10 protein-coding genes and 1 tRNA gene are annotated in these 12,767 nt (G+C 48.1%); 4 read left to right on the forward strand and 7 right to left on the reverse strand.

All coding sequences use genetic code 11. The features are described from left to right. Window positions 1–81: 81 nt before the first annotated feature. Window positions 82–456, reverse strand: a complete 375-nt coding sequence (locus BMW65_RS13060) for a hypothetical protein (protein WP_090605977.1) — start codon at window positions 454–456, stop codon at window positions 82–84. Between the two features lie 210 nt (window positions 457–666). On the opposite strand from BMW65_RS13060, the gene leuS reads away from it, so the two are divergent. The 4 genes from leuS (at window position 667) to BMW65_RS13080 (ending at window position 6,299) form a co-directional block, all read left to right on the forward strand. Further along, entirely contained in the window at window positions 667–3,456 is a 2,790-nt protein-coding gene (leuS, locus tag BMW65_RS13065) for a leucine--tRNA ligase (protein WP_090606041.1), read from the forward strand. A gap of 108 nt (window positions 3,457–3,564) precedes the next feature. Then, on the forward strand, window positions 3,565–5,691 hold the full coding sequence (locus BMW65_RS13070; RefSeq protein ID WP_090605978.1) for a S9 family peptidase: 2,127 nt from the start codon (window positions 3,565–3,567) through the stop codon (window positions 5,689–5,691). Window positions 5,692–5,930: 239 nt separating this feature from the next. Continuing rightward, window positions 5,931–6,007, forward strand: a tRNA-Ala gene (locus BMW65_RS13075). A 70-nt stretch (window positions 6,008–6,077) separates the two neighbouring features. Further along, a complete protein-coding gene (locus BMW65_RS13080; protein ID WP_177181116.1) occupies window positions 6,078–6,299 on the forward strand; it encodes a GIY-YIG nuclease family protein in 222 nt (73 codons plus the stop codon). A gap of 110 nt (window positions 6,300–6,409) precedes the next feature. On the opposite strand, the gene BMW65_RS13085 is transcribed toward BMW65_RS13080, so the two are convergent. From BMW65_RS13085 to BMW65_RS13110, 6 genes are all read right to left on the reverse strand, one after another. Then, entirely contained in the window at window positions 6,410–6,793 is a 384-nt protein-coding gene (locus tag BMW65_RS13085) for a hypothetical protein (protein WP_090605981.1), read from the reverse strand. Window positions 6,794–6,909: 116 nt separating this feature from the next. Further along, the gene (locus tag BMW65_RS13090; protein ID WP_090605983.1) at window positions 6,910–9,714 is read right to left on the reverse strand and encodes a bifunctional aconitate hydratase 2/2-methylisocitrate dehydratase; all 2,805 of its coding nucleotides are present in this window, start codon (window positions 9,712–9,714) and stop codon (window positions 6,910–6,912) included. 139 nt (window positions 9,715–9,853) lie between these two features. Continuing rightward, on the reverse strand, window positions 9,854–10,183 hold the full coding sequence (locus BMW65_RS13095) for a DUF6686 family protein (RefSeq protein WP_090605985.1): 330 nt from the start codon (window positions 10,181–10,183) through the stop codon (window positions 9,854–9,856). Between the two features lie 278 nt (window positions 10,184–10,461). Then, the gene (locus tag BMW65_RS24185; RefSeq protein WP_090605986.1) at window positions 10,462–10,683 is read right to left on the reverse strand and encodes a VOC family protein; all 222 of its coding nucleotides are present in this window, start codon (window positions 10,681–10,683) and stop codon (window positions 10,462–10,464) included. Window positions 10,684–11,030: 347 nt separating this feature from the next. Next, window positions 11,031–11,303 (reverse strand): response regulator, encoded by a 273-nt coding sequence (locus BMW65_RS13105; RefSeq protein ID WP_090605988.1) that lies wholly within the window; start codon window positions 11,301–11,303, stop codon window positions 11,031–11,033. Further along, window positions 11,300–12,418, reverse strand: coding sequence for a sensor histidine kinase (locus BMW65_RS13110; RefSeq protein WP_090605989.1), 1,119 nt, complete (start codon window positions 12,416–12,418; stop codon window positions 11,300–11,302). The genes BMW65_RS13105 and BMW65_RS13110 overlap by 4 nt, the downstream gene beginning before the upstream one ends. Window positions 12,419–12,767 lie beyond the last annotated feature (349 nt).

A 12,767-nucleotide genomic window follows, 5' to 3' on the forward strand; every position in this document is an offset into this window, starting at 1 on the left:
GAAGCTTGAAATAACATTAGCGCAAGGCTACGCCAGAATGTTGAAATGAAGTTGGACTCATCATTAAACGAATACTATACCTTAAAACGGTTTTAATCGAAAAAGAAAGGCATAATAACCTATTAGGTGCGATATTTTGGTATTCAGCCCTAAGCGGAGCTGTTGGTTGAAAATATCAACTATAGGTAACGGATTGAGTTCGATATGTTCCTTTGGTGGCGGAATGGAAATCCATTTTGAAGAGGCAGGCCGGTAATCGTCGTACTGGAAATCGCTCTCCCGTTTGTTTTCCTGTCCGGCGCAGGGAATATCCAGCAGGTCTTCGAGGAAGATCTCTACTAATGGCGTACCGTCGATTACTTGGCAAGAATCATCGCCATGTATATGCCCATCCTGGTGGAAGATCGTGTTGATGTAGGCAATTAATGCAAGAAAGTATAACAATCTCGTCAACATAATCGACGCTAAAATACACATTCTGCAATTAGTAATACTAATTATCACTTTTTTGTTACTGGCAAGGTGGATTTGTTAATGATTTCGTAATGTCGACGAATTCTTTTTTGCCGTATGGTATTTGAGAAAATAACTTACAAACGCAAGCAGTCTTTCAACCATAAGCCAAAAAATCGTATTTTCGCCGTCTTTATACAATACCTTGTTTCTATGGATTACCATCACCGTGCGATTGAGCAGAAGTGGCAAAAATTCTGGGCAGACAACCATACATTTCGCGTAGCGAATATATCGGACAAACCCAAATATTATGTGCTGGATATGTTTCCCTATCCTTCCGGCGCCGGACTGCATGTGGGCCATCCGCTGGGGTACATTGCTTCGGATATTTTCAGCCGTTACAAACGATTGAAAGGGTTCAATGTGCTCCATCCCATGGGCTATGACTCATTTGGCCTTCCGGCAGAACAATATGCCATCCAAACCGGACAGCATCCGGCCATCACCACGGAAGCCAACATCAAGCGATATCGGGAGCAACTGGACAACATCGGCTTTTCCTTCGATTGGGAAAGGGAAGTACGGACAAGCGATCCTTCTTTTTACAAATGGACGCAATGGATATTCATGCAGCTTTTCAATGCCTGGTATAACAAGGCCACTGATAAGGCCGAACCCATTGTGACGCTTATCGCGCATTTTGCGTCCCACGGCAGTCACGGTTTAAACGCGGTGTCTGATGATGATACCCTGGCGTTTACTGCAACGGAATGGGCAAGTTTCAGCGAAGCGCAACAGCAACGTGAATTGCTGAAATACCGGCTGGCTTACCTGCGGGAGAGTACCGTCAACTGGTGCGCGGCATTAGGTACGGTGCTGGCCAATGATGAAGTAATCAATGGCGTGTCCGAGCGCGGGGGCTATCCCGTGGAGCAGAAAAAGATGATGCAATGGAGTATGCGCATCACGGCGTATGCTGAGCGCCTGCTGCGGGGATTGGAGATCATCGACTGGCCGGATCCGCTGGTTGAAATGCAGCGCAACTGGATAGGTAAGAGCGTAGGTGCCAGTGTACGGTTTGGCGTACCCGTGCTTGGCGATGGCCAGTATATCGAGGTGTTTACCACGCGCGTGGACACCATCTATGGCGTGAATGCATTGGTGCTCGCACCGGAGCATGAGCTCGTGGAAACGCTCACCACCGCCGCGCAAAAGGCCCAAGTGGAGGCCTATATTACCCAGACTAAAAAGAAATCCGAGCTGGATCGCATGGCCGACGTCAAAGCGGTTTCGGGTGCATTTACGGGTAGTTATGCCGTGCATCCCCTCACGGGGAAGGATGTCCCGATATGGATTGCCGATTATGTGTTGGCAGGATACGGTACCGGTGCCGTGATGGCTGTACCGTCCGGGGACCAGCGCGATTACCTATTTTCTGTACACTTCGGCCTACCCATCATCCCTATTTCGGATGCGCAGCAACTCGACGGGCAGGCAGACCCTACCAAGGAGGGGCGGTATATCAATTCGGATATCATCAATGGCCTTACTTACCATGAAGCTGTGCAGGCACTGGTAGCCAAGCTGGAATCCATCGGGGCAGGCAAGGCCACCATCAATTACCGCATGCGCGATGCCATTTTTGGGCGCCAGCGCTATTGGGGAGAGCCTGTACCGGTATATTTCAGGGGTGAGCTGCCGCAGCTGATCGAAGTGGACGAACTGCCGCTGCTGCTCCCCGAGGTAGATAAATACCTGCCCACGGAAACCGGTGAACCGCCCCTGGGGCGGGCCAAAGATTGGAAATACCGGGGCACGTTTGAGTTCGAATTGAGCACCATGCCCGGTTGGGCAGGATCAAGCTGGTACTGGTACCGGTATATGGATGCGCTGAATGCGGGAGAATTTGCATCAAAAGAAGCGATTTCTTATTGGCGCGACGTCGATTTATACATCGGCGGATCCGAACACGCCACAGGGCACCTGCTGTACAGCCGCTTCTGGAATAAGTTTCTCAAAGATATGGGCTATGTGCCCGAAGAAGAGCCCTTTAAGAAACTGATAAACCAGGGGATGATCCAAGGCCGGAGCAATTTCGTGTACCGCGTATTGGATGAGCAGGGTAGGGGAACCAACACTTTTGTGTCTTATGGCTTGAAAGACCAGTACCACACGGTGGCGCTGCATGTGGATGTCAACATCGTGAGCAATGACGTGCTTGATCTGGAGAAATTCCGTGAGTTTCGGCCCGACTTTGCCGATGCGGAGTTTATCCTTGAAAATGGCAAATACATTTGCGGCCACGAAGTGGAGAAAATGTCCAAGTCCAAATATAATGTAGTCAATCCCGATGACATCATTGAACAGTATGGGGCCGATACCCTGCGCATGTACGAAATGTTCCTTGGGCCACTGGAGCAGAGTAAACCCTGGAATACCAACGGTATTGAAGGCGTATATAAGTTTCTGCGTAAGTTCTGGAAACTGTTCCACAATGCCGAGGGTGATTTTGCGGTAAGTGATGAGGCACCCAGCAAAGCCGAATGGAAGGCGTTGCATAAAATCATCAGGAAAGTAGAAGAAGATATCGAGCGTTTCTCGTTCAATACTTCCGTGTCATCCTTTATGATTTGCGTGAATGAACTGACCGATCTGAAATGCAACAAACGGGCTATCTTGCAGGACCTATGCATTGTACTGCATCCATATGCGCCACACATCACCGAAGAGTTGTGGGCTATGCTGGGAAATGCGCCGGGTACCCTGTCATACGCGACTTATCCAGCGTTCAATCCTGAATACCTGGTGGAAAGCGAATTTTCATACCCCATTTCCGTCAACGGAAAGACGCGGATGAACCTCACGTTGCCGCTGGATATGGAACAGTTGGATGTGGAGCAGACCGTGTTGACAAATGAAGATATACAGCGCTACCTCGAAGGCAAGCCTGTCAAGAAGGTGATATTTGTGAAAGGCCGGATTGTAAATGTGGTCGTGTAAGCAAACGAACGTAAATTTAATGCGACAACTGAGCTAAATGTGCGAAGCACTATAAATTTTCCTACCTTAGCGACGTTGGTTCACTGGAAAAACCCAAATATTATCCATATGCATAAAAAAATATACCTTGCCATCGGCGTTTTCCTCGTATTGGGGCATTCGCTGTCCGCGCAGACCAAGCGCTTGGATTTGGAACAATCCCTCGGCGCTAAGCCCTCACTCACCAAGCCTATCAACCGGATAGTCGGTTGGGCGGATGCCGACCATTATATCGAATCCGATGTGCAGGCACGGCAGCAATACCAAGTGCACGTCAAGACGGGTGAGCGCAACCCATACACGCCACCTCCAAGCAGCGATGTGGATGTGTATGTGCAGGACAACGACATCTTCATCCGCCAGGGGGCCAATGCCGCACGGCAGTTGACCCACTCGCCGGAAGATGAAGAAAAGAATCCAACGCTTTCTCCGGACAACCAATATGTGGCCTTTACCCGTAATAACGACTTGTATGCCATACAGGTATCTGGTGGCCGTGAAATCCGCTATACCACGGATGCTACGGACGTGATTTACAACGGATGGGCCTCTTGGGTCTATTTCGAGGAAATCTTAGGGCGTGCTACACGCTATAAAGCCTTTTGGTGGTCTCCTGATAGCAAGACCTTGGCCTTTATGCGGTTTGATGATACACAGGTGCCGATGTTCCCGATTTATGGGGCCAAAGGCCAGCACGGCTACCTCGAACAGACACGTTATCCGAAAGCGGGTGATCCCAATCCAGAAGTGCGGGTTGGTTTTGTCCCCGTTGAGGGGGGCAATGTCATCTGGGCAGACTTCAACGAAAAGGACGACCAGTACTTTGGTGAGCCGTACTGGAGTTTCGACAGTGGCAACTTGATGGTGCAATGGATGAACCGTGACCAGACCAATCTCAAATTCTATCAGGTCGATCCCAAGACAGGCTCCAAGAACGCCATCTATGACGAACACCAGAATGCCTGGATAGACCTAAGCCACAGTGAGCGCATCACCTACTTGAAGGATAATAAACATTATATCCTCAAAAGCGATAAAACAGGGTGGGCACATTATTACCTGTATACGCTGGATGGCACCTTGGTCAATCCCATTACCGAGGGCAAATGGCAAGTGTCGGCCCTGGAGCTCGTGGATGAAAAAAACAAGGTGGTTTATTTCACGGCCCGAAAAGAACATTCGGCCACGGTTGATCTTTACCGGGTGGATTACAGTGGCAAAAACATGCAGCGGCTTACGTTTGGCGACTATACCCACCAAGTGGCGGTATCTCCCGACGGCAAGCATTTCATTACCACCTATTCCAACGTGAGCACGCCATCCAAGGTAGCCCTGCTGGACAATAAAGGCAAGCTCATCAAAGAACTGGCAGACAGTAAGGCCGACGATTTTGACGAATATAAGTATGCCAAAACGGAACTGATCACCATCCCCACACCGGATGGCTATGCGCTGCCAGCCACTATCACGTGGCCCACGGACTTTGATGAAACCAAGCCATATCCCGTGATTTTCAGCATCTATGGTGGGCCGGATGCCGGTACGGTGCGCAATACGTGGAAAGACGTTGCCAACCAGCACCAGCATTGGGCCAATGAGGGCATCATCCAAATCAGTGTGGATCACCGCGCGTCCGGCCATTTTGGTAAGGAAGGGGTGGCACTGATGCATCGCAACCTTGGCCATTGGGAGATGATAGACTACATCACCGCCGCCAAATGGCTCAAGGACAAGCCCTGGGTGGCCAAAGACAAGCTGCTCATCACCGGCCATAGCTACGGCGGTTACATGACTTGCCTGGCGTTGACGAAGGGTGCCGATTATTTCGATTACGGCATTGCGGGCGCCCCGGTGACCAGCTGGGACTTGTATGATACGCATTATACGGAGCGCTATATGGATACCCCTCAAGATAACCCCGATGGGTATAAAAACGGATCGGTGCTTACCTACGTGAAAAATTACAAGGGACGGTTGCGTATACTGCACGGTGATGTGGACGATAATGTGCACATGCAAAATACCACGCAGCTGGTGGATGCGCTGACTAATGGCGATACGCCTTTCGAGCTGATGATTTACCCCGGCAGTCGACATGGCTTTGCCCGTGAGAAATCGGCATATGATCGTAAAGAGCGGTACCGGTTTTATTACCAATACCTGCTGGAAAAACCGATGCCGGCGGGATTGAAGTAATCTGGTGCCGTAAAAAAGATACTTTCTTTTTGGAGAAGTTGAGGTAATCGCTATATTTGCAGTCCCAAAATATGGGGGTTTAGCTCAGCTGGCTAGCGGGTCCCGACAGAGGTCGGGAAGGTCACCGGGGAGCAAGAATGAAGGAAGAAAATATATGGGGGTTTAGCTCAGCTGGCTAGAGCGTCCCGACAGAGGTCGGGAAGGTCACCGGGGAGCAAGAGTGAAGGAAGAAAATATATGGGGGTTTAGCTCAGCTGGCTAGAGCGCTTGCATGGCATGCAAGAGGTCACCGGTTCGAATCCGGTATCCTCCACCAAGCACCCGCCGACGTGCGGGTGTTCTTGTTTTCGGCCTATGCATTACCTATACATTCTATATTCACATCTTTGGATCGTTACTACGTGGGTTCGACGTCGGATTTGCAGGTCCGTTTGAGCCAGCACAATTCGGGCAGGCGTTTTCATTATACCTCGGCGGCTTCGGACTGGGAACTGAGATACCACGAGGTGTTCGGGAGCTTTGCGGAGGCGAGGCGGCGCGAGCTGGAAGTCAAGCGCAAGAAGAGCCGGAAATACATTGAGTGGCTAATCGCCGGTAGCGGGGATTAGCGGCTTGTTAGCGCGTCCCGACGGCTGTCGGGAATTTATGAATCGATCATAAGTGCTTTTTTTTTAGTACCTTCCCAGTGTACTTTATCCTTTTTGAAGCATCGTTAAATTCATGAATAGATGTTTCCCGCTGTATTATTTCTAACCGCATTTATTGCATCAAAGTATTGGTCTACGCAGAAGTGAAATTCAAGTTCCCCGTAGTTCAACTCAAAAGAAATCACTTTAGAGAAGTTTTTAAAGTCATACCAAATGACCTCTTTGGGTCCAATGGCTATTTTACAGGTAAGACTGTGGTCGCCCGGAATGCCGGAATACTTGTAATCGTATAGCGTATATCGTTGATTGGAATAGATATAGTCATCCAGGGTCTTACATAGGAAATGATTCTGGTTATCAAAGGCGATAAAGGACGAGATCCCTTCATAGCAACCGTTTCGGATGTGCAGGCCTTTCCTGGCCAATTGTTCTGCCTCAATTTTTTCAATGATCATCCTGAGGTCAACGCCGTTTATATAAATGGCAGCGGTCATATAATCCTCCAGTTGAGATCTCACACATCCGAATCGTATTTTACTTAGGCTCGCCACTTCGTCAATTGTAGAGCAATCTAAAAGGAAATCTGATGAGCCATTGACGGGCTCGTAGTCATATTTTTAATCGGCGGTGAAAACTGCGTCAGCTTAATACCCCTAACAGCCGTCTTATATTCATCAATGGTAGGGGTTCTTCCCAAGATGGCAGAAAGTACCACTACCGGGGTAGACGCCAATAATGACTCCCCTTTCTTGCGGTCCGAATCTTTGACTACACGCCCCTGGAAGAGACGCGTAGATGTAGCCATTACGGTATCGCCCTGCGCTGCCTTTTCCTGGTTACCCATACACAGGTTACAGCCCGGCCGTTCCAGGTACAGGATGTTGTCATATGTTGTGCGGGCGGTGGTTTTGGGAGCGGCATCATCAAATTCAAAACCGGAATATTTCTGCAGCACGTCCCAATCGCCCTCTTCTTTGAGTTCGTCTATGATATTATATGTTGGGGCCGCCACTACCAAAGGAGCCTGGAATTCCACCTGTCCATATGCTTCCTCCAAGTTTTTCAGCATTTTGGATACAATCTTGATGTCTCCTTTATGTACCATGCAGGAGCCAACGAAACCGAGGTCTACATGCTTCCCGCCGCCATAATACGTAAGATCCCGGATGGTATCATGCGTGTATCGCTTGGAGGCATCCACGTTATGCACGTCAGGGTCGGCAATCATGGGCTCATCAATGCTGTCCAGGTCTACCGCAAATTCCGCATAATACTTAGCGTTTTCATCAGGCGTCAGTGGCGATTTTGCTCCCGATTTGATTTCATCGATCCGTTTATCAGCTTTATCAATCAGGCCCTGAAGCACTTGATTCTCATTATCCATGCCCTTTTCGATCATGATCTTGATGCGATCTTTTGCGATCTCCAATGATTCGATGAGGGTATCCGGCTGGGAAATACAGATAGACGCTTTGGCCTTCATTTCGGCCGTCCAATCGGTGAAGGTGAATGCCTGATCAGCAAGCAAGGTACCGATATGCACCTCGATCACCCTTCCCTGAAATACATTTTCCCCATTAAATGCCTTGAGCATCTGCAATTGGGTAGCATGCACCACATCGCGGAAATCCAGGTGATCCTTCATTTTGCCTTTGAACGTCACTTTTACCGATTCAGGAATGGGCATCGATGCTTCACCTGTGGCCAATGCAAGCGCAACCGTACCGGAGTCCGCACCGAAGGCAACACCTTTGGACATCCGGGTATGTGAGTCGCCGCCAATGATGATCGCCCAATCGTCTACCGTGATATCATTAAGCACCTTGTGGATCACATCGGTCATCGAATGATAGATACCTTTAGGGTCCCGGGCCGTGATAAGACCAAAATCATTCATAAATTTCATCAGCTTGGGGATATTCTGCTGGGATTTACTGTCCCAAACCGATGCCGTGTGGCAGCCAGATTGATAGCCAGCATCCACTGTTGGAGAAATCACCGTTGCAGCCATTGCCTCCAGCTCCTGGGCCGTCATCAATCCGGTCGTATCCTGAGAACCCACGATATTTACTTTTACACGGACGTAAGAACCCGCATGTAAGGTCGCTCCGGAGGTTCCAACAGCATTTTTGTTGAATATTTTTTCCACGGCGGTAAGCCCTTGCCCTTCATTCGAAATTTCTTTGGATGGGGCATATACCGTTGGCGCAACGATACCCAGGGTCTTGGCGGCAAACGTCTGCAATTTTTTTCCAAATTCGATGGCGTAAGACCCCCCGGCTTTCATGAATTCGATCTTCTGCGGGGTGAATGCCGAGCTCACATCCATTACCTCCTGTCCGTCTTTATACAGCTTCTTGGTTTTTGTATTGATGGTAAGGACCGTTCCGGTATCCACGGAATAGACTTGCTCTAAAACGGGCTGCCCGTCCGCATCCACTACCAGCTTATTGTTTTCGTCGAACTTTTTTGCCCAGTTTTTAAGGTCTATGCCAATCCCACCCGTTACGCCGACGGTCGTGAGGAATATCGGGGAAATACCGTTTGTGCCCGCCACCACCGGCGCAATGTTCACGAACGGCACGTAAGGGCTTGCCGGCTTACCGATCCACAGCGCGACGTTGTTCACCCCGGACATTCTCGAAGAACCTACACCCATCGTGCCTTTTTCGGCCACCAGCATCACCCTTTTGTCCGGATGTTTTTCTTTAAGCGCCTGCAGCGCTTTCTGTTGTTCTTTATTGTGCTCAAACATGCACTGGCCATGAAGCTCGCGGTCAGACCTGGAGTGCGCGTCACTTCCCGGCGAAAGCAAGTCTGTAGAAATGTCACCGATGCCTGCAACGAAAGTTACTAACGCAATCTCTTCAGGTATATCTGGCAATTTGGTATAGAACTCTGCTTTCGCATAACTTTCAAGAATAGCTTTAGCGATAGGGCTACCATTTCCGAACGCTTTCGCCAAGCGGTCTGTATCGGCATCATAGAGAAACACTTGCGTTTTCAATACCTCCGCAGCATTTTTTGCGATAACAATGTCGTCACCCAATGCCAGATCCAGCAGGACCTCGATTGAAGGCCCGCCCTTCATATGGGATAATTGCTCAAAAGCAAATTCCGGGGAAATTTCTTTTACTTCGGATTCACCAAGGATAATTTCCTTCAAAAATTTCGCCTTTACACGGGCCGCACTTGTGGTTCCCGGTAATACATTATAAATGAAGAAATTGAGCGAATCTTTCCGGTGTTCATGGTTTACATCCTTGATTTGTGCAATAACCTCGTGCATCAAGCCCGCATCATCAATTGGCATTGGGTGAAGCCCCTGAGATTCTCTATCTACAATCTGCTTTAGATATTCATTATATCTGCTCATAAATTATCCTTTAGTTCAAGAAGGGATGCAAAATTACAAATTTATCTAAAAGAAGTAAAACTGTGTCTCTGCGAATCAGTTCTCTTTGTTGTAGTTAACGTATCGTGTATTGAGGTGCCGGTCTACCGATACGATTATTTCAGTGTTTGCTTATCAGCCCCTTGATTTCGTACATATAGTGTGCTTCGTCAAGCGTATCGATCAGGACATTGATTTCTTCGATGGCGAAGGAGAAATGGATACCCTCAAAGGGGGTCTGCATGATGATGCGCCTGGAACCGTTGGGAAACGGCAGCAGGTATTCCTCCCTGACCACCGACTTGGCCATTGTGCGGAATGCTTGGAATTCTCCCAAAGTGAAGTTGAGGAGTATGTTCTTGAACGAAACGTAAATCAGGTTTTCGCGTTCCCTGAAACTTACGAAGCCGGTTTCGTTCTCGGTCAGTATGTGTAGGTTATCAATGTCCATGGTTTTTCTGTAATGCATGCCCAGCGCGAGCAGCCGTCTTCGGATTGTGCCTGCTACGCCTGCCCCAATGGCTTTGGGCAGGCATGCAGGTCTTTATTATTGCGTGTATTATTCCTTTTGCAATGGGACAAAGCTACAACCTTATTTAGAGTGATTATAAATAAGTGACGGCAAGTCTCCGTTTATGACATAACGATTACAATTGATGCCGGATGAAAAGGGCGACTGTCCTGCCGGGAAACCGGGGTTGATACAGGAATGTAAGATGTTGTAATCGGTCAAATCTGTTTCGCTCCGGATTTCAGCGCATTTTCAAAAATCTTATCGGCATCCCGGGTGGTAAGAATTATCCTGACGGAACAGCCTGAATCTAAATGGGGAAACACATTGCCAAACTGCGGTTCTTCATCGCCTATATAAAATTCAGCGCCCTCTATAGCAACCTTTGCGGCTATTTTTCCTTCAGCGATTTCATATTGTGATACTACAGTTGCCCCCAATGCTGAGGTGTAGAAATGGGGTTACACGTGTTTTGTTCTCTGCCATGGTAAATATTTTTGTTTATGAATACGTTATAGTCGAATTGAAACAATTTTCCATTCATATTTTCCATCGGAAACTATTTTAAATCCTAACTTGAGGAAGGTGTTGAGGTAGTCGATATAGGAGTTGGGTGAATTTCTCGGATATGCTTGGAATACATACCCACGCCTATTGGAATCGCTGTTAGTTGCGACATCAACACGTAACGAGCTTTTAGCTGCTTGGGTTAAGATGCCTGGCGACCATTTCCAGAAATTCTTTCATCTGGAACGGTTTTTCAAGGGCATCGTCCGCCATTGCATCCTTAGCCAGCGTCTTGATACCCGACCTTGCAGGATAGCAAGATGATCGGTATATTTTTTGTTTGCTCCTGATTTTTTAGATGCCTGCAGAGATCCAAGCCATCAATACCCGGTAATTGTTTGTCCAGTATAAACATATCGGGCAGGTCGAAATCATCTGTTAATATCGCAGAACCGTCAAAAAAACAGGTGACCTGGTACCCCGCGTTTTGCAACATGATGGTCATCGGCTCCAATATACCGGGATCGTCTTCCACAACTACAATGTGTTTCATTCAGAGGCAGATTCGTTTACGCTTATGTCAGGTATCGTGAAAGAAAATGTAGAGCCAATGCCCTCTTCGCTGTCTACGGATATGCTGCCACCATGCTGACGGACAATCTGGGCTGTGATATACAAACCGAGCCCGATGCCCTGTGTCTTCGAAGTCAGAGGGGCGTTTACGCGAAAATATCTTTCAAATATCTTATGGTTCAATCCTTCCGGAATGCCAACCCCAAAGTCCTGTACATCCACCCTGGTCCCCTCATCCGTTTGCATGAATGAAACCAGAATCCGCCCCCCTTTAGGAGAATATTTTATACCATTGGAGACCAGGTTGGTAATCACCTGGCCGATCAATTTTCTATCGGCAACAACCGGATGGGGTTTGATACCATTAAATATAATTTGGTGTTCAGGCGATGCGCGCTGAAGATATTCTATCTGTTCTTCTATTAGGGCGTCGAGGTCAAACCGCTCCATTTGCAACAGCACTTCTCCGGCTGAGAGTTTTGTGGTATCAAGCAGGGTTTTAATGAGTTCTATCAAACGGTCGATTTGCCGGTTTAACTTCGTCATCATGGAGAAACTGGTCCCGTCCGGGGCATTACTGAATTTTTGGACCAGTAGTTCTGCATAGGCCTTGATACTGGTAACGGGTGTTTTCAGTTCATGGCTCGCCACGGCAATAAATTCATCCTTTAGCTGCTCATGCAATTTAGCTGCGGTAACATCACGTGCAATGGTGGAAATGCCGATTACGGCACCAGTTGCATCTCTGACCGGCGATAGTGCGATCTGGAGGTCAGCCTGTTTTCCATTTTTATGCAGCCGTACCGTTTCATAAATGGGAACCGAAACTTCATTCCGTATTTTATCGACGTTTTCTATGAGTTCAACAATATCTTTCGGCAGCATGACCGCTTCCAATGATTTGCCGATTACTTCGTTTGCTTTGTAACCGTACAGATTTTCGGCTGCCTTATTCCAGGTTGTTATAACCCGGTTCAAATCGATTGTGACGATCGAGTCCTGTGAAGATTCCACGATAGCGGCAAGATAATATTTGGCCACTTGCTCATCCTGGCCGTTTCTATCATCTGCAATAGCAGTGTTTTTATTTTTCATGTATGCAAATTAACAGTTGCCGATCCATCTCGATCGGTTGGAAGACACGGCCAAGGGCTTCAAGTACAATATCGACACGCAATGAGGGTTAACAGTCAGGCAACGGATGACCGTAATGGCTTCCAGACCCTTCAAAAGACTTAATCGACGAATATCTAAAACAATTAGACATTTCGTTGCAAGACTAAATAAAGAAACGCTTGGAGTGGTCGTATTGTTCTATTAATAGAAGAAACCTATTACTCGCTAGTCTTCCTGATCGTGGTTATCGGGGTTTAGGTCAGCACAATTCGGGCAAGCTTTTCCATTATACCTTCGAATCCGGCATGACGTTGCCTGCTATCCATTC

The organism is Parapedobacter koreensis (assembly GCF_900109365.1).
GTDB classification, from domain to species: Bacteria; Bacteroidota; Bacteroidia; order Sphingobacteriales; family Sphingobacteriaceae; genus Parapedobacter; species Parapedobacter koreensis.

Excerpts from the sequence above, each read along its gene's own strand:
- leuS (WP_090606041.1), top strand. The coding sequence starts at position 667 with ATGGATTACCATCACCGTGCGATTGAGCAGAAGTGGCAAAAATTCTGG.
- BMW65_RS13085 (WP_090605981.1), bottom strand. The coding sequence starts at position 6,793 with ATGATCATTGAAAAAATTGAGGCAGAACAATTGGCCAGGAAAGGCCTG.
- BMW65_RS13070 (WP_090605978.1), top strand. The coding sequence starts at position 3,565 with ATGCATAAAAAAATATACCTTGCCATCGGCGTTTTCCTCGTATTGGGG.
- BMW65_RS13105 (WP_090605988.1), bottom strand. The coding sequence starts at position 11,303 with ATGAAACACATTGTAGTTGTGGAAGACGATCCCGGTATATTGGAGCCG.
- BMW65_RS13110 (WP_090605989.1), bottom strand. The coding sequence starts at position 12,418 with ATGAAAAATAAAAACACTGCTATTGCAGATGATAGAAACGGCCAGGAT.
- BMW65_RS13090 (WP_090605983.1), bottom strand. The coding sequence starts at position 9,714 with ATGAGCAGATATAATGAATATCTAAAGCAGATTGTAGATAGAGAATCT.
- BMW65_RS13095 (WP_090605985.1), bottom strand. The coding sequence starts at position 10,183 with ATGGACATTGATAACCTACACATACTGACCGAGAACGAAACCGGCTTC.
- BMW65_RS13060 (WP_090605977.1), bottom strand. The coding sequence starts at position 456 with ATGTTGACGAGATTGTTATACTTTCTTGCATTAATTGCCTACATCAAC.